The sequence below is a fragment of the Clostridium sp. AF32-12BH genome, assembly GCF_003477935.1.
Lineage (GTDB): Bacteria > Bacillota > Clostridia > Lachnospirales > Lachnospiraceae > Brotaphodocola.
Genome location: NZ_QUEH01000023.1, coordinates 1 through 17,670 on the forward strand (window position 1 = coordinate 1; position 17,670 = coordinate 17,670).

Here is a 17,670-nt window from a genome sequence, read left to right on the forward strand (position 1 = left end):
CATTTTCAAGGTTCATATTGTTGCTGTTCTCAGCGGCAACGGATAATACTTTATCACATTGTTTTCGCTTTGTCAACAACTTTTTCCATCTTTTTTCGAAGATGAAGCGCAGAAGGAGGGATTTGAACCCTCGCGCCGCTATTAACGACCTGCACCCTTTCCAGGGGTGTCCCTTCAGCCTCTTGGGTACTTCTGCAAAGTCCCGATGCCTGAACATCAGTAAATATTATATTGTCATCGGCAAGCCTTTCGCTTGTCCAACGGAGAGAGTGGGATTCGAACCCACGCGCCCTTGCGGACAAACGGTTTTCAAGACCGCCTCGTTATGACCACTTCGATATCTCTCCTCAAACGTGCTTTACTATATTACCAAAAGCTTTCGTTTTTGTCAAGAACTTTTTTAAGTTTTTTATCGGTGTTTCGTTTTATCTTGCTCGTCACACGCGACTTGATGAATTTTAGCATACCTTATTGTTCCTGTCAACCCTATTTTTTACATTTTTTTACTTTTTTCGTTTTCACGCTTTTCACGTTTATATTCCAGTCTATATCAGACCCTTGAACAACAAAAGTTTCACCGGACGCAATTTCCTATGAAATAAAAATATGGCATGCCAGATACTTGCACCGAAATGCATCTGACATGCCATTGATCCTCTAAATATACCAGAGTTCCTGCCTGGTCGTAGAGATTGCGTCCGCTCCTGCTTCAAACAGTTCCATGACTTCTTTCTTTTCTGAGATCAGTCCGCCTGCGATCAGCGGGATACTGGTGCTGCCACGAAGACTTTTTATGATCTTCGGCATAACCCCGGGCATGATCTCAATCATATCCGGGCGAAAGCTCTCCAGCATCTTTCTGGTGTTGTCTACCGCCATGGAATCAATGATAAAAGCACGCAAAATGCCGAACATCTTCAGTTCCTGTGCCCTGCGTACCAGCATCGGCTTCGTGCTGATGATGCCATCGGCCCCTGTCTGCTCTTTTAAAAAGTCGATTGCTACTTCCTTTGAACCAAGTCCCTGGACCAGATCTGCATGTACCATGGCGTACTTTCCATGGCTTTTCAATTCAGAAACAATGTTTTTGATACTGCAGATATTTCCATACAGGATAAATACGACCTGGCATTCCGTATCCAGGCATTTCTTCAGACCGGCATCATCCTTAATCGCTGCGATCACCGGTGATATTTCTAATAAATCGATTGCTTTTATCATTTTTTACTGTCAATCCATCCTTTGCACACACCCGGGTAGTTGCTGATCACGCCTTCAACGCCCCATTCATCCATCTGCTCCAGGGTTCCCATATCGTTGATGGTCCATACATTCAGCGGAATATGGTGTTCCTTACAGCTGAGTACCATATCTTCTGTTAAAGCCTTTACGCCCGGATGATAATACTGAAAATCGAACTTCTCGCAGTAATATCCAGGATTTCCGAGATCATCATACTCTACCAGGGCTCCGCAAGGGATATCTGGTGCCAGCTTCCGGAGCAGGGTAATGGAGGAATGCAGGAAAGAAGAAAATACGATCCGTTTCTCCAGTCCGTACTTTTTCACCAGCTCCAGTGTTTTTTCTTCCAGATTCTCATAATAATAAACACCTGACTTGATTTCAATGTTTGTCACAAGATTCGTGTTCTTTACCCACTGGCAGTATTCTTCCAGGGTCGGGATCGGTTCGAATCCATACTTACCGCTCCAGACTGCTGCCGCATTCAGTTTCTTTAACTCAGCCAGCGTGTAGTCTCTTACCCAGCCGGTTCCGTCCGTGGTACGGTCTACCCGCTCATCATGGATGATCACAACCTCTCCGTCCTTTGTGAGCTGTACGTCCAGTTCAATTCCATAACAGCCGGTTTCTTCTGCCTTTTTGAATGCCAGCATGGTATTCTCCGGGTATCTGCCGCTGTAACCTCTGTGCGCATATACTTTCATCTTCCTGTCCTCCTGTCTGTTTGCTGCTGTGTGACTGGCAGCAAGCCTTTGCCGGTACATCACATTCCAGACCGGCAAAATCTCTCTATCTGTAATTTTGAAGATGCGCATACCGTTTGCGCAAATCACCTGCAAACTGATGTATCATCATCTTCCCGTATCATAGCACAGCCCCACCCGCATGTCTATACGGGCGGGGCCTGTGAAAACATTTTATGTCAAACCAGTTACGCTCTTTCCACGTTTTTGGTCGCAATGACCGGCACTCCGGTACCAGCACAGTCTTCGATCACAATATCTCCGATATGGACCGGCGCTGCAACAAAAACCCTGCGGATTTCCTCCATGCAGGCAAAGATTTTGTCTTTTGGGATATCTTCCTTCGTCTTTACAGATACCATAGGAATCACACCGTCATTTACATGGACAGAAGATGTCACCACGCGGGTCGGGTTCGTCACTTCTTTTTTTGCATAAATTTCTCCACGTTTACAGGTATTTCCGGTTACCGTGATCCCGTTTTCTTCCATCGTTACCGTCAAAGGGCACCCAAGCGGACATCCGATACAGATCAGCTCTCTCTTCTCCATCTTACTCCACCTCCGTACAAATCACGATTTCTTTCAGGTCCGGATACTTCTGCAGTTCTTCCTTCTTCAGGATCACCTGCTCCATCTCGCCCGGTGCCAGAACCTTTTTCTTTCTTGCCTGGACGCGCTCTCCGTCGAGATAAACACAGATGCTGCGATCACGATATACATCGGCTACGCGGAACCGCACAACTACCTGTTCCTTCATGTTGTTCATATCGATTGTCTGTGGAACGGTATAACGTACACCATTCTCGGCCTTTAAGACTGCCTTATGCGGCTTAGCCTGCTCTGCTTTCTCCCCGCGCTGCTTTTCCACATATGCAGCTGCATTGCTTCCTGCAAGCGTTGCCTCCTCGGATACATAGTCAACCAGATCATGCACATGCAGGACATTGCCACACGCAAATACACCCTCCACGCTGGTTTCCAGCTGGTCGTTGACATTCGGTCCGGATGTAACCGGGTTCATTTTTACGCCTGCCTCTTTGGTCAGCTCGTTTTCCGGGATCAGACCAACAGACAGAAGCAGGGTATCGCAGCTGTAATGCTCTTCGGTTCCAGGAATTGGCTTGCGGTCCGGACCCACCTGGGCCAGGGTAATGCCGGTCACACGCTCTTTGCCCTGGATATCCACGACCGTATGGCTGAGCTTTAATGGAATTCCGTAATCATCCAGACACTGGACGATGTTTCTCTTTAACCCGCCGGAATACGGCATCAGCTCTGCTACAACCTTGACTTTTGCGCCTTCCAGGGTCATACGGCGGGCCATGATCAGTCCGATATCACCAGAGCCAAGGATCACAACCTCTTTTCCCACACTATAGCCTTCGATGTTCATCAGACGCTGTGCAGTTCCGGCAGAATAAATACCGGCCGGACGGTATCCAGGAATGTTCAGGGCACCTCTCGGGCGTTCCCGGCAGCCCATGGCAAGGATCACAGCCCCTGCTTCTATGGTTTCCATGCCGTGTTCACGGCTGATCACGGTTACCTCTCGTTTTTCGTTGATATCAATGACCATGGTATTTAAACGGTACGGGATTTTCTTCTCCTCCACCATGGCAATATAGCGCGCTGCGTACTCCGGTCCGGTCAGCTCCTCTTTAAAGGTATGAAGACCGAATCCGTTGTGGATACACTGGTTTAAAATACCTCCAAGACTGCTGTCACGCTCTAAAATGAGGATATCCTGAATGCCGGCTTTTCTTGCTGCTATAGCCGCAGCCAGACCTGCCGGACCGCCTCCGATGATTACAATGTCATGTCTCATGATCGCTCCCCCTTATTTCTGACCGGTCAGCATCTCAGATCCCGGTGCATTCTTGCATACTTCTTCCATACGGATGCCAAGCTCCCTGGAAAGGATTTCCATGGTACGCGGCGTGCAGAACCCTGCCTGGCAGCGTCCCATGCCCTGACGCACGCGGCGCTTGATACCGTCTAAGGACTTCGCCCCCAGCGTTCTGGTAATGGCATCCACGATCTCACCCTCACTGACGCTCTCGCAGCGACAGATGATGGTGCCGTATGCCGGATTTTTGCGGATCAGCTCTGCCCGCTCTTCTTTGCTCAAAAGTTCCGGCCGTACAATGCCCTTTCTGGTTCCATTCCAATCCTCTTTCTGTTTGGCATTCAGTTTCTCTGCTACTTTTTCAGCCAGCCACTGGCCAATTGCCGGTGCGCTGGAAAGTCCCGGTGACTCAATTCCTGCTGCATCGAAAAAGCCTGGTGCATCCGAAACCTCTCCGATCACAAAATCATCTCCGTCCTCATGGGCACGAAGTCCCGCAAAAGAAGTGATAACCTGGCGGAACGGAATTCCTTTCACGCTGAGCGCTGCACGGCTCATCAGGGAATCCAGCTCCTTAGCGTCTGTTGCCGTCTGTTCTTTATCTTCAATGTCGGTTGCCGTTGGTCCGGTCAGCAAATTACCATGTACGGTCGGACTGACCAAAACGCCCTTGCCCATCTTCGTCGGCAACTGGAAAATCGTATGGCTTACCAGGCTTCCTGCCTCTTTGTCTAACAGGCAGTAATCGCCCTTTCTTGCAGTAATATGAAGCTTCTTTTCACTCACAAAATTATGAATCTGATCGGAATAAACACCGGCTGCATTCACCACGCAGGCTGTGTGGATCTCGCCCTTACTAGTTTTCAGCACATAGCCCTCCGCTTCTTTTTCAATCGTTTCCACCTCTGTCAGAAATTGGAATTCCACTCCATTGTCACAGGCATTCTCTGCCAGCGCAATCGTCAGACCGAACGGGCAGACAATGCCGCCGCTCGGAACATCCAGCGCTGCTACCACGGTATCTTCGATATTCGGCTCTCTTTTCCTTACTTCGTCCCCGCTGATGATCGACATACCTTTTACACCGTTCTTTACACCTTTTTCATAAAGCGCCTCCAAGGCAGGCTTATCCTCCTCTGCAAAGCAAAGGACCAGGGAACCATTTCGTTTATAATCGAAATCCAGCTCTTTCGAAAGCTCCTCCATCATCTGACTTCCCAGAATGTTGAACTTTGCCTTTAAAGAACCCGGCTCCGCATCAAATCCGCCATGTACGATGGCACTGTTCGCCTTGGAAGTCCCAGAACACACATCTTCTTCCCGCTCTACGACACAGGCCTTTACCTGATACCGAGAAAGTTCTCTGGCCACCGCACAGCCGATGACTCCGCCGCCGATAACCACTACATCATACTTCATACTGTTCATACTCCTGTCTCCTCTATTTCAAACCTGAGACCAGCATTCCTGCTGTCTTCATATACCAGATTTGTTTGCTGCGTTTCTGTTTTTGAAACACCTTAGTTCTTTCATTACTCGCTGACTGCCAGAACCTCATCCATTTCTACCAGTCTGGCAAGCAATTTTGTTTTCTGATAACCCGGCGGGAATACCACATCGAACTCCAGCTTTACCTCATCCTTTTTGGTCTTGTTGATTTTTACAGAAACTACACTAAGTTTCTCATGCTGGAGATAATTCTCCATAGACTGCACGATTCCTTCCTGTTTTACCAGGGTCATGCGGATCAGCCCCCCGGATGCCACATCAGCGAAATAGGCGATCCGGTGCATCACGAACTGAATCATCAGCACCAGCAGGGCACTGCAGATTCCTACTACATACATGCCTGCACCGAGTGCCAGACCTACCCCCGCAGTCGCCCAGATTCCAGCCGCCGTCGTCAGTCCATTTACGAGATTGTTGCGGACAAAGATAACACCGGCCCCCAGAAAGCCAACACCACTTACAACCTGTGCTGCCACACGGGCGGAATCCACCTTTTCCACATCATTGAATCCGTACTTGGAAACCACCATAATCAAAGCTGCCCCAAGCGCTACAATCACGTGGGTTCGAATCCCCGCTGATTTATTGCGGTTTTTCCGCTCGTTTCCAATCAAAAGTCCAAGAAAAGCTGCTACCACAATACGCATCAGATATTCCGTCTGAACCCAAATTTCCGGAGTTGAAAACTGTTCCAGTACCGGCCAAATCTTCATCATTCCAGACACCCCTTTTTCTCCTGTCAGTCCGCAAATTTTTTCCATGAACTGCAGCTTTTGATTCCCGATCCATACACACTGCGTTTTCCTAAATTACATATTGTCAGATCTGCAGATGCGCCACTGGCATATTCCAGGCTGCAATACAACAAAAAAAGCGTACCCAAAGCAGCACAGATCGGTTCTGTGCCCTTATGGTTACGCTTCCTCTTATGCTCTCGCGCGTATGGATGAAATTGTCATAAAATCATTCTTAAAGTTCGTTTATCCTGGTGCAGGCAACAAAGTGTCCTGGTTCGATCTCACGCAGCTGCGGATTTCCATGCTTACAGCACTCTGCCGCACAGTCACACCGTTTCATAAAACGGCACTCATCCGGCAAATTAACCGGGGAAGTAATTTCGCCGCGGATCAGCTGACGGACTGGTTTCTCCTTTCCAACGATTGGAAGCGGGATTGCAGACAGCAGCGCCTTGGTATACGGATGTGCCGGATTCTGGAACAGTACATCGGACGGTGCTTTTTCCACCATCTGTCCCAGGTACATAACTGCAATGTCGTCAGAGAAATATTTTACAACCGACAGGTCGTGCGTGATAAAAATGTAAGTCAGTCCCAGGTCAGCCTGCAGCTTTTTCAACAGGTTTAAGATCTGTGCCTGAATGGATACGTCCAGTGCAGATACCGGCTCATCGCAGACGATCAGCTTCGGTCTTACAGCCAGTGCACGGGCGATGCCGATACGCTGGCGGCGTCCGCCATCCAGCTCATGCGGATATACGTTCATGTAACGTTCTGCCAGACCTACGGTCCGCATCAGCTCCAGGGTTCTTTCCTCAATGTCGCTCTTGGACTTTAACAGCTTGTGTTCGATGATCGGCTCACTGATGAGCTGCATCACGGTCTGTCTCGGATCAAGCGAGGAGAACGGATCCTGGAATACCATCTGCATCTCCTGACGCAGCGGACGCATCTGTTTGCGGCTGTAATTGGTGATATCCTGTCCGTCGAAAATGATCTTTCCTCCGGTCGGCTCAAGCAGCTTTAAAATGGTTCGTCCGGTGGTGGACTTGCCGCATCCGGATTCTCCTACGATACCAAGAGTCCTTCCTTCTTCGATTTTGAAGCTGACTCCGTCTACTGCATGAAGCTGTCCGCCCGGGGTATTGAAAAATTTTGTGAGGTTATCTACCTCAAGAATTGTCTTACCTGCCATCTTGGTTCCCCCTTAATCTGAATTCCGGATCTTTGTAAGCACTGCAGGCAACAAAATGTGTCTCGCTGCCTTCCACGGATGTCAGCTCCGGAACTGCCTTTGTACATGCTTCGGTCGCATAAGGACAACGCGGTGCAAACGCACATCCTGGCGGCAGATCCGACGGATCCGGCATCAGTCCCTTGATCGGCACCAGTTCCTCGCCGCGCTGCTTTAAGTTCGGCAGGGAATCAAACAGTCCTTCCGTATACGGATGACGCATGTGATTGAACACATCGTCTGCCGTTCCTTTTTCTACGATACGACCGGCGTACATAACTGCCACATCCTCACAGACCTCTGCCACAACACCAAGATCATGCGTGATCATCAGCATGGACATTTCTTTGTCACGAATCAGCTGTTTCATCAATTCCAGCACCTGAGCCTGAATCGTCACATCCAATGCCGTGGTCGGTTCATCTGCGATCAGAAGCTGCGGACTGCAGGCTAAGGCGATCGCAATGACAACACGCTGTTTCATACCGCCAGAGAACTGATGCGGGTAATCGTAGGCACGGGTTTCCGCGATACCTACCATTTTTAACATTTCTTTTGCCTTCTCAAAAGCTTCTTTCTTGGAAATATTCTGATGGAGTGCAATACTCTCACCAATCTGATCTCCAACTGTCATAACCGGATTTAACGCAGTCATCGGATCCTGGAAGATCATGGCAACCTCGTTGCCGCGCATTTTTTCCAGTTCTGCCGGTGTCATTTTTAATACATCTTTTCCATCCAGTTTGATCTCGCCTTCTTTGATGACCCCAGGCGGGTTCGGAACCAGATTCAGAATCGAAAGTGCCGTGGTCGTTTTTCCGGCTCCAGTCTCGCCCACCAGACCTAAGGTCCGCTTTTTCGCGATGGAAAGATCAATGCCATTGACTGCATGGACATTGGCATCCTCCGTCTCGTAGTGGACTACCAGGTTTTTTATATCAAGTACTAACTCTTCAGCCATACCCTATTCCTCCTAACATTTTTCAGCTGCCTATTTTTTCAGCTTCGGATCCAGTGCATCACGCAGACCATCGCCTAACAGGTTCAGTGCCAAAACCGTAAACATAATGGCAAGACCCGGAATGATACACATATAGCTTGCATCACGGATGTGGCTTCGTCCTGCGGAAAGCAGTGCCCCCCACTCCGGTGCCGGTGCCGGAACACCGATTCCAAGGAAGCTTAAGGATGAAGCAGAAATGATGGTGGTGCCGATCAGCAATGTGATCTGTACAATGATCGGGGACAGACAGTTCGGAAGAATATGCTTTACAATGATCTTCCAGGTCGGCAGTCCCATGGCATAAGAGGATTCCACATACTCCTGGTCACGGATCGTCATAACGGAAGCACGGACGATACGTGCAAAGCTGCTGGCACAGGAAAAGGCCAGGGCGATCATTAAGTTTACGGTGCTCGGTCCCAGCAGGGAGACGATAACAACCGCTGTCATAATGTTCGGAATGGAATAGAAAATATCGATGCCGCGCATGATGATGGAATCGGTGATGCCGCCCTTAAATCCTGCCTGAGAACCCAGGATTGTTCCAACGATCAGGCCCAGAAGCACGGAACCAACGCCGATGATCAGGGAATAGCGTGCTCCGTAAATAATACGGGCAAATAAATCACGTCCATATTCATCCGTTCCAAACCAGTGAGCCGCACACGGACCCATGAGACGGTCTTTCATATTCTGTCCGATTACGTCTTTTTCATAATCAAAGATAACCGGGCTGAATGCTGCTGCCAGTACCAGAATTACCAGGAAGGCTAATCCCAGCATAGCACCGCGGTTTTTGATCAGACGCCGCCAGGTCTCCTGGAACAGCGTCCGTTTTTTATACTGTTTTTTGATTTCGCTTGCCTGTGCCATTGTATCACCCCTTCTTACTGTACTGTGCTTTGATTCTCGGGTCAAAGAATGCATAGATTAAATCTACTACCAGGTTGATGATACACATCAGGATGGAACACATAATAATTGCACCCGTAACCATCGGTGTATCACGCTTGGAGATAGAATCATAGACAAGACGTCCGATACCAGGCCAGGAGAATACCGTCTCTGCAAGAACAGAGCCAGTGATAACCAGGGACATCTGAAGACCGATTGCTGTAATGATCGGGATCAGGGCGTTCTTTAAACCGTGCACGGTGATAACCTGTTTCTCAGAACAGCCCTTTGCACGTGCGGTAGTCATGTAATCCTGACGGAGTACGTCCAACATGGAAGAACGTGTTGTTCTGGTGATCAGGGCTGCAAGACCAAAACCGACCGTCACCGCCGGCAGCACCAGACTGCTTATGCCTCCTTTTCCGCCCGTCGGGAACCAGCCCAGCTTCAGCGAGAATATGATGATCAGCATCAGGCCCAGCCAGAAGTTTGGCATGGACGTGCCGAACAGGGCGAATATCATACCCGCTGTATCTTTCCATGTATTTTGGTGTATCGCTGTGTAGATACCGAGCGGCAGGGATACCACTACGGCAATCAGTACGGCAGCTCCGCCCAGCATAAGCGTATTCGGAAGACGCTCCATAAAAGTCTTAAATACATCACGCTTGGTCACATAGGACTTACCCATGTCACCGGTCAGCATGCCTTTCATATAGTTGCCATAACGTACGATAAATGGATCATTCAGTCCAAGGTCTTCGCGGATCTGCTCGATCTGTTCTGGTTTCGCGTTATCGCCTGCAAGCATCAACGCAGGGTCACCGCCGGTCAGGCTCATGGCCCAGAAGATCAGAAATGAGGTTACCAGAATAACCGGGATCAGCATGATCAGTCTTTTCCCAATGTATTTCAGCATTTGCCTGTCGCTCCTTTTTGTGTGATAAAAGGCTTATATAGGTTACTCCTATATGGAAACTTGCGGGGCTTTTGAAGCACCCGCAAGTCTTTTCAGCCATTATGTTTTTGTTATAGAAGGATCCGGTTAGAGATCCTGTTTCACCGCACTTCTCTTTACTCTGCGATGTATGCGTGACGCCAGTCATGGTTGCCGCCGCCATAGAAGTACTGTCCCTGAAGGTTCTTGTTGTATGCAACAACCAGGTTTGCAATGTATAACGGAACCTGCGGACATGCATCTACTAAGTAAGTCTGCAGCTCTTTTGCAGTTTCAAGACGTTTGTCCTGATCTTTCTCGGTTGCTACGATGTCGATCATCTCGTCAGCCTTAGAATCAGAATAGTGATGATAGTTGGAACCGGAACCGGTATAGAACAGGTCACGGTATACAAAGTCAACCTTGGAGTCCTCGTTCCATCTCCACAGGAAGAGCTCCTGTTTTCCATCTACACAGGTGGATTTTAAGGTTGCCGTCTCCATCGGTTCAAGGGTTACGTCAATGCCGATATCTGCCAGGTTTGCCTGGATGATGGTTGCAATCTGCTCATACGGAGCACCGGATGCATAGGTTAAGGTGGTGCTGATACCGCCGTCCGGATAACCGGCCTCTGCCATTAAGGATTTTGCACGGTCTACGTCGTAGTCGAAACCATCCATGTCGTCATAGAATCCCCACAGGCCGCGGTTTAAGATGGTGGTCTGCAGTGTGCCCTTGCCGTATACAGCTGCCTCAAGGACTGCGTCACGGTCGATCGCACATGCAACCGCCTGTCTTAAGGTCTGGTTGTTCCACGGCTCTTTCTCTACGTTAAATGCGAAATAGAAAAGACGGGTACCGGTCTGTTCGTAAACGGTAATATTATCGTCATCCTCTAAATACTGCAGCTCGTTGATCGGCGGGTTTACGCAGACATCGATCTCGCCTGCCTGCAGTGCCATAACACGGGAGGATGCCTCGATGTACGGGCGGAACTCGATGGTCTCAGCTACACCAGGAGCCAGGTTGTCATCTGCCGGGAGATCGTTGCCCCAATAGTCGTCAACCTTAACCAGGCGGCAGTACTCACCCTCTACCCACTCGTCAAACTTGTACGGGCCGGTACCGATGTAGTACGGATCCTCTACACCGTCATCGTAAGCCTTCTTGGACTGGATGGATAACGGAACCGATGCCAGGGACTGGATGAACTCGTTGTTGTATTTCTCAATCTCAATCTCGATGGTGTAGTCATCTACTACGGTACAGCCAACATAGCCTGCCAGAATGGAAGCTACCATGTTGCCGGTTGCCATATCCAGAGTGAATTTTACGTCCTCTGCGGTCATCGGGGTCTTGTCATCATCGTTGAAGTGTACATCGTCACGCAGCTTCATCTCGATGTGGGTGTCATCCTTGAACTCCCATGAAGTAGCCAGACATGGACCGAACCGCTCGTCTCCCTGGGAACCATTGTTAAAGAATACCAGGGTCTGATGGGTATTCTTTAATACGATGTTGTTGATCTGATCCTGCTGCTGCTGAAGATCCAGGTTGTTAATGTCAGCATCGGTACCAATGATCAGGCTATCCTTGTGCCCAACAGCCGTACTCCCGGCTTCCGTTCCTGCTCCTGCCTCAGAACCACCGGCAGTCTGACTTCCTGAATCAGAACCAGAACTGGTTTTTCCGCCTCCGCAGCCCGCTAAGGATACTGCCATCATGGCAACACTGAGCAGCAATGCGATTTTTTTCTTCATACACATTTCCTCCGTTTTCTTATAATCATCCGGTCTGTGCAAACCAGATGTATTCCTGACGCTTCATCAATAAACCTTATATACCAAATTTGAGCATAAAAACAGCGCAGTAGCACGACACCCCACCTTCCAATTGGATTTAAAACGAAATGTCCCACACACCTGCGCCGCTCTTTTTCTCTATGCAATGTGTATATTTGTTTATCAATATAACCAAAGTATATCATCACTTTGTGAAATACACAAGCGTTTTTCTTGTTTTTTCTTCGTTATTTTGTTAACTTTTCCCAAGTGTAACCTCTGTTTTTCATCAATTTTACATTATTCCCACTTTGTAAAATTAAATTTACCTTATATTTTTTGCGTCAGCGCCTTTTCAGCAATGCCTCTGCCAGGATCAGATCCTCCGGTGTTGTCACCTTTAGATTTTCATAGCTGCCTTCCACCAGACGGACCTTCGTGCCGCTTAAATGTTCCACTACCATAGCATCGTCCGTGATTCCTTTTTGAAGGGATTCGTCCGCCATCAGACGGTCGTAAGCCGCACGCACCAGCGGATAGGAAAATGCCTGCGGTGTCTGCACCTGCCAGAGTCTGGAACGGTCCGGGGTAGATTGTGCAAACCCGTCTGGATCGACCACCTTTATGGTATCTTTCACCGGCATCCCCACCACACAGGCTCCATCCTGCATGGCCGCGTAAGCCGCGCGGGAAATAATCTCCCCCGTCACCAACGGTCTGGCTCCATCATGGATCAGCACATAATCGCACTTCTGCAGAGCCTTCAATCCTTCATAGACAGAATGATAGCGTTCTTTTCCGCCTGTCACAATACCGCAAAGCTTTTTCAGGTGCAGGGGCGCCAGGATTTCCTGACGCACATAATCTTCCTCACCGGCACCTGTCACCAGCACCATCGCATCCACAATACTTTGTTCAAATGCTTCCAGTGCATAAGAAATCAGCGGGCGGTCATTTAACAGCATATACTGCTTCTGAATATCACTGTGCATCCTGCTGCCGCGCCCGCCGGCCAGGATCACTGCTCCGATCCGTGCTGTACCGATCATATTCCTGCCTTCCTTCTCCTCTTCGTTGCTGCGTAAGTGCCATTACTGTCATCGTCATTTTGCAGCATGGGAACAGCCGTGTTCCTTCAAAACGATGTATTTTTTCGTCTCTGATACGTTTTTTCGTTATTCTCAGCGCTCTCCCAGCTTCAGATTCGGTACCGCATTTAAATCCCAGCCATGCCGGGTTCCCTTTTTGTATTCGTAATAAGCCGCACAGCCGATCATGGCCGCATTGTCCGTGCAGAAGATCGGGGACGGATGATAGAAATGAATGTGTTCTTTGTCACACGCCGCCTGCATGGCTGCACGAAGAGCCGAGTTGGATGCCACGCCGCCGGCGATCGCCAGCTTGTCATAGCCATACTCTTTTGCAGCCAGAACCGCACGGCTTACCAGTGCCTCTACCACCGCATTCTGGAAGGATGCAACCAGATCCGGCACGCAGATCTCCATTCCGGTCATATGTGCCTTGTTAATGTAATTCAATACTGCCGATTTCAGTCCGCTGAAACTGAAATCGTATGGGGAACCTTCTACCTTTGCGCGCGGGAACTCAATAGCATGCGGATTGCCCTCTTTGGCTGCCTTGTCCACTTTCGGACCACCCGGATAGCCAAGTCCGACGGCTCGCGCCACCTTATCAAAAGCTTCTCCGGCCGCATCATCTCTGGTCCGTCCGATGATCTCGAACTCCCCGTAATCCTTTACGATGACCAGATGCGTATGTCCGCCGGATACGATCAGGCAGACAAACGGCGGCTCCAGATCCGGGTTTTCAATATAGTTTGCAGAGACATGACCTTCAATATGATGCACACCCACAAGTGGTTTTTTCGCCGCAAAGGCAATGGCTTTCGCCTCAGCCACGCCAACAAGCAGCGCACCGACCAGCCCTGGTCCGTAGGTCACGCCGATTGCATCGATGTCATCCAGAGTCACCTTTGCATCTTCCAGCGCCTGGGTTACTACCTGGTTGATCTTCTCAATGTGTTTTCTGGATGCGATCTCCGGCACTACGCCGCCAAACTGGGTATGCAGTGCGATCTGGGAAGAAATGACATTGGAAAGGACCTCCCGGCCATTCTTCACCACAGAAGCTGCAGTCTCATCGCAGGAGCTCTCAATCGCCAGGATCAGAATATCCTTCTCTTCTTCGGTTTTCTTATTTTCTGTCTCCATCATTTGTTTTTATTCCTCCTCAAAGGTCAACTCTCTGGTCCAGCCATCCCGTGCAGTCTTTGCTGCCGGGAAGATTTCCCTCACCTTATCAATAAATTCTTCCGGATGGTTTAAGGAAGGACTGTAATGCGTCAGCCACATTTCTGCCGGCTGCGCTTTCTTTGCCAGGTTTGCTGCCTCGTACATCGTCATATGCTTATATTCCCGGGCCTTGACTTCTTTTCCGTCTTCGCCGTACATGCCCTCACAGATAAACAGATCTGCATGGTCTGCGTACTCCGCGATGACCGGAACCGGTCTGGTATCCGTACAATACGTAACTTTCAGACCCTTGCGGTCCGGTCCCAGGACCATATCCGGCGTATAAGTCACTCCGTCTAAGGTCAGGGTCTCGCCTTTCTGCAGGCGGCTCCATGCCTTCATCGGCACATTCTGCGCTTTCGCCCGCTCCACATCAAAGCGACCTGCACGCGGAATGGAAATGGAATAGCCATAACAGACCACATTATGGTTTACACGGTAAGCATCGATCACATAAGGTCCGATATGAAACTGCTGTCTGTTTTCTTCCAGCTCGATAAACTTTAACTGGAATGGGAGCTCCGGTGCGATGGTGCGGAGCGCATTCACGACCCGCTCTAAGCCCTTGGGACCGATCAGTGTGACCGGCTCCGTACGCTCAGCATTGCCCATCGTGAGAAGAAGCCCTGGAAGTCCACTGATGTGGTCTGCGTGGTAATGGGTAAAACAGATCACATCGATGGGCTTCGGGCTCCATCCTTTTTCTTTCAGCGCCACCTGCGTTCCTTCTCCGCAGTCGATCAAAAGACTGCTGCCGTCACAACGCGCCATCATCGCAGTCAGCCAGCGGTACGGAAGCGGCATCATCCCGCCGGTTCCCAGTAAACAGATATCTAACATAAATCGATTAACCTCATTTCATTTGATGCTGATATCATAGCATAGCGTTTAGATGAATTCAACCGCTTCCTCGATTTCCGGGGCGATCGCAAACTGCCGGATAAGCTGGTCATAGCACTCCTCACACAGATCCCAATGATGGATCTCGCCGTCTTTTTCAGAAAAGTAATCCCAGGAATAATGAACCGAAAAGCTTCCCTCCCGCAGGATGCCTCGCTCCACCACCTGTTTTTTTCCGCAGCCATTGCAGATGACCGATTCCAGGGTTCCGTTTGTCTGATATTTTCTCATGTCTTGTTCCTCACCTTTTCGTTCCTGTTTCTATACAGGTGTGCATTTTTTTATTCTGTCTTTTTAGAATAAAACAGGGGACACGGCACGTCGGCCGCATCCCCTACATTATAATAGAAATATTCGTAATTTTAAGTGGTAATTTTTTCCGGCAGATCCCGTTTCCACATGATCACGGCATCCTCGGCCGGGTTGTGATAATAGGCCTTGCGTACTGCCTCTGCCTGAAAACCATAGGATTCATACAGGTTTCTGGCCGCCAGATTGCTCTCGCGCACCTCCAGGCTGATGGCATAGGCCCGCTCGCGGATAGCATACTCTACCATGGCATCCATCATTTTTCTGCCAAGACCAAGCCTGCGGCTGTCCGGATGCACCGCGATCCGCTGTACTTCTCCCTCGCCTGCGAGGACACGCAGGTTGCAATAACCCAGGATTTTTTCTTCCTGTTCAAACACATAGTAGACATCGTACGGACTGTGGATCCCGGACTCCAGGATATGGTAGGACCAGTGTTCCGAAAAGCAGAGCTTTTCCAGTTCTGCTACCGCCGCAAGATCCCGTTCTTCCATCCGGCGGATCACTGTGCATCTCCTGTTCCGACACTGTGTCCGGCTGCCAGCTCTTCGGTCTTTCCCTGCCGCTTTGCCTCTTCCAGCTCGCGTTCTGCCTGGGCTTTCCGCAGATAATCCGGCGCGTGGTCCATGGCCGATACCGTCTTGCCTTCCGCAAAATATACACTTCCCAGAGCAGCAACACTGGCTCCTCTCTGGCGGTTGCACTGCGCCGGAGCAAAAGAAAACGGAACACGAAGTGTTTCCCGGATCACCTTTTCACTGACCGGAACTCCATCGCCCAAGAAGATCACACGCTCCCCACGGGCATTCAATTCCCCGGTCAGTTCATGAATGTCCATGCCGCACTGCGCTTTTACCACCTCAAATGCATCCTCATAATGATAAAGCCCCGTGTAAACCTGTCCTCTTCTTGCATCCATGACTGGGCAGATGAGCGCAGAAGTTCCGTACAGATTGTACGCCATGGCATCCATCGTCGGCACATGGACCAGCGGCTTATTAAGCGCAAGTCCGAGTCCTTTTGCTGTTGCGGAGCCAATGCGCAGGCCGGTATAAGAGCCCGGCCCTCCGGATACCGCAATCGCGTCCACATCGTTCAGATCCAGTTCCAGTATGCGGGTCACCTCATCGATCATGGGGAGCAGCGTCTGGGAATGGGTCTTTTTTAAGTTTACGGTATATTCTGCCGTTACCAGTCCATCAGTCACCACAGCCACAGAAGCCACCAGCGACGAGCTTTCTATTCCAAGTATTTTCATGACAATCCCTCCACCGTTATCTTCCGGTAATCAAATCCCTGTTCCAGATCCTTCTCAATCCGGATGCGGACCACCTGTTCCGGTAAAATTTCCGGGATCAGCTGGGACCACTCGATCAGGCAGACGCCTTCCCCGTAAAAGCAATCCTCGTAGCCGATCTCATCCATCTCGCTGACATCCCCGATCCGGTATACATCAAAATGATACAGCGGCAGACGCCCGCTGTCATACTGCTGCACGATCGTAAAGGTCGGGCTGTTTACCGGTTCCTCAATACCAAGCCCGGCTGCAAAACCCTGGGTAAAAATCGTCTTGCCCACTCCAAGATCTCCGTCCAGACAGTAAATCTCACCCGCTTTTGCCTGCTCACCCAGGCGTTTTCCAAGGGCAAAGGTTTCCTCCGGGCTGTTGTTTCTATATTCCATCAGATTTTCCTCCGTTTTTCTTTCGGAAGATGCGCCGTTACCAACTCGCGGAATGCCTCTTCCTGATCTCCCAGCGCTGTTTTCGGAAGCAGATAGGCATGGACACGGTCCATATACAGAATATACATGGATCGTTTCGCATCCAGAAGCCCCATCTGTTCCCAGGTAAATTCTGCCTGATTGTCCGTCTGGCTGACCGTCAGTTTTTCATCATCGAATACCAGACGCATCGGATCCTTGACTGCCGGGCGCTTCGCCTGTTTTTTCGCCTTGGTCCACAACAAAAATGGCTGCCAGACCGTAAAGATCAGGGCGCAGATTACAAGCAGACAACGGTATGGAGTGGTTGTGCCGCTCCACCGGAAGATTAAAAGATACAGCGCCGCCAGCGTAAACAGCAGATTAAAGATTCCCATCAGTCCGGCGTTCGCGTGATACATGGAAAACGCCCAAAGATCTTTTGCCGTGACGGTTAAAGTGACATCCACAGTTTTTCCCGTCTGGACTGCTTCGTTTGTCATTCGCACTCACCGTTCCT

General features: G+C 49.8%; 19 protein-coding genes and 2 tRNA genes. All 21 read right to left on the reverse strand.

Annotation, left to right across the window (positions count from 1 at the left end; genetic code table 11):
- Positions 1-107: 107 nt before the first annotated feature.
- Positions 108-196, reverse strand: a tRNA-Ser gene (locus DWZ40_RS17550).
- 65 nt (positions 197-261) lie between these two features.
- Positions 262-347, reverse strand: a tRNA-Ser gene (locus DWZ40_RS17555).
- Between the two features lie 310 nt (positions 348-657).
- Positions 658-1,221: a glycerol-3-phosphate responsive antiterminator gene (locus tag DWZ40_RS17560; protein WP_118544152.1), complete on the reverse strand. Its 564-nt coding sequence runs from the start codon at positions 1,219-1,221 to the stop codon at positions 658-660.
- Entirely contained in the window at positions 1,218-1,946 is a 729-nt protein-coding gene (locus DWZ40_RS17565; protein WP_118544153.1) for a glycerophosphodiester phosphodiesterase, read from the reverse strand. The genes DWZ40_RS17560 and DWZ40_RS17565 overlap by 4 nt, the downstream gene beginning before the upstream one ends.
- A gap of 227 nt (positions 1,947-2,173) precedes the next feature.
- Positions 2,174-2,536: a DUF1667 domain-containing protein gene (locus DWZ40_RS17570; protein ID WP_118544154.1), complete on the reverse strand. Its 363-nt coding sequence runs from the start codon at positions 2,534-2,536 to the stop codon at positions 2,174-2,176.
- 1 nt (position 2,537) lies between these two features.
- Entirely contained in the window at positions 2,538-3,815 is a 1,278-nt protein-coding gene (locus DWZ40_RS17575; protein ID WP_118544155.1) for an FAD-dependent oxidoreductase, read from the reverse strand.
- A 9-nt stretch (positions 3,816-3,824) separates the two neighbouring features.
- Positions 3,825-5,261 carry an NAD(P)/FAD-dependent oxidoreductase gene (locus DWZ40_RS17580; protein ID WP_118544156.1) on the reverse strand — a complete coding sequence of 479 codons (1,437 nt, stop codon included), beginning with the start codon at positions 5,259-5,261 and terminating at the stop codon, positions 3,825-3,827.
- A 104-nt stretch (positions 5,262-5,365) separates the two neighbouring features.
- Positions 5,366-6,058: an MgtC/SapB family protein gene (locus DWZ40_RS17585; RefSeq protein ID WP_243035383.1), complete on the reverse strand. Its 693-nt coding sequence runs from the start codon at positions 6,056-6,058 to the stop codon at positions 5,366-5,368.
- Between the two features lie 253 nt (positions 6,059-6,311).
- Positions 6,312-7,274 (reverse strand): ABC transporter ATP-binding protein, encoded by a 963-nt coding sequence (locus DWZ40_RS17590; protein WP_118544157.1) that lies wholly within the window; start codon positions 7,272-7,274, stop codon positions 6,312-6,314.
- Positions 7,264-8,274: an ABC transporter ATP-binding protein gene (locus DWZ40_RS17595; protein WP_118544158.1), complete on the reverse strand. Its 1,011-nt coding sequence runs from the start codon at positions 8,272-8,274 to the stop codon at positions 7,264-7,266. Before DWZ40_RS17595 ends, DWZ40_RS17590 begins: the two co-directional genes overlap by 11 nt.
- A gap of 30 nt (positions 8,275-8,304) precedes the next feature.
- Entirely contained in the window at positions 8,305-9,189 is an 885-nt protein-coding gene (locus tag DWZ40_RS17600) for an ABC transporter permease (RefSeq protein WP_118544159.1), read from the reverse strand.
- Positions 9,190-9,193: 4 nt separating this feature from the next.
- Entirely contained in the window at positions 9,194-10,129 is a 936-nt protein-coding gene (locus DWZ40_RS17605) for an ABC transporter permease (protein WP_118544160.1), read from the reverse strand.
- A gap of 155 nt (positions 10,130-10,284) precedes the next feature.
- The gene (locus tag DWZ40_RS17610) at positions 10,285-11,907 is read right to left on the reverse strand and encodes an ABC transporter substrate-binding protein (protein WP_118544161.1); all 1,623 of its coding nucleotides are present in this window, start codon (positions 11,905-11,907) and stop codon (positions 10,285-10,287) included.
- 365 nt (positions 11,908-12,272) lie between these two features.
- Positions 12,273-12,977 carry a 2-C-methyl-D-erythritol 4-phosphate cytidylyltransferase gene (ispD, locus tag DWZ40_RS17615; protein ID WP_118544162.1) on the reverse strand — a complete coding sequence of 235 codons (705 nt, stop codon included), beginning with the start codon at positions 12,975-12,977 and terminating at the stop codon, positions 12,273-12,275.
- Positions 12,978-13,109: 132 nt separating this feature from the next.
- On the reverse strand, positions 13,110-14,159 hold the full coding sequence (tsaD, locus tag DWZ40_RS17620; protein WP_118544188.1) for a tRNA (adenosine(37)-N6)-threonylcarbamoyltransferase complex transferase subunit TsaD: 1,050 nt from the start codon (positions 14,157-14,159) through the stop codon (positions 13,110-13,112).
- 9 nt (positions 14,160-14,168) lie between these two features.
- Complete coding sequence (locus DWZ40_RS17625; RefSeq protein WP_118544163.1) at positions 14,169-15,080, reverse strand: ribonuclease Z; 912 nt, start codon at positions 15,078-15,080, stop codon at positions 14,169-14,171.
- 48 nt (positions 15,081-15,128) lie between these two features.
- On the reverse strand, positions 15,129-15,371 hold the full coding sequence (locus DWZ40_RS17630; protein WP_118544164.1) for a hypothetical protein: 243 nt from the start codon (positions 15,369-15,371) through the stop codon (positions 15,129-15,131).
- Between the two features lie 131 nt (positions 15,372-15,502).
- Entirely contained in the window at positions 15,503-15,955 is a 453-nt protein-coding gene (rimI, locus tag DWZ40_RS17635) for a ribosomal protein S18-alanine N-acetyltransferase (protein ID WP_347560123.1), read from the reverse strand.
- Entirely contained in the window at positions 15,952-16,707 is a 756-nt protein-coding gene (gene tsaB, locus DWZ40_RS17640; protein WP_118544165.1) for a tRNA (adenosine(37)-N6)-threonylcarbamoyltransferase complex dimerization subunit type 1 TsaB, read from the reverse strand. The genes rimI and tsaB overlap by 4 nt, the downstream gene beginning before the upstream one ends.
- Positions 16,704-17,132 carry a tRNA (adenosine(37)-N6)-threonylcarbamoyltransferase complex ATPase subunit type 1 TsaE gene (gene tsaE / locus DWZ40_RS17645; RefSeq protein ID WP_118544166.1) on the reverse strand — a complete coding sequence of 143 codons (429 nt, stop codon included), beginning with the start codon at positions 17,130-17,132 and terminating at the stop codon, positions 16,704-16,706. Before tsaE ends, tsaB begins: the two co-directional genes overlap by 4 nt.
- The gene (locus tag DWZ40_RS17650; RefSeq protein ID WP_118544167.1) at positions 17,132-17,653 is read right to left on the reverse strand and encodes a YcxB family protein; all 522 of its coding nucleotides are present in this window, start codon (positions 17,651-17,653) and stop codon (positions 17,132-17,134) included. The genes tsaE and DWZ40_RS17650 overlap by 1 nt, the downstream gene beginning before the upstream one ends.
- Positions 17,654-17,670 lie beyond the last annotated feature (17 nt).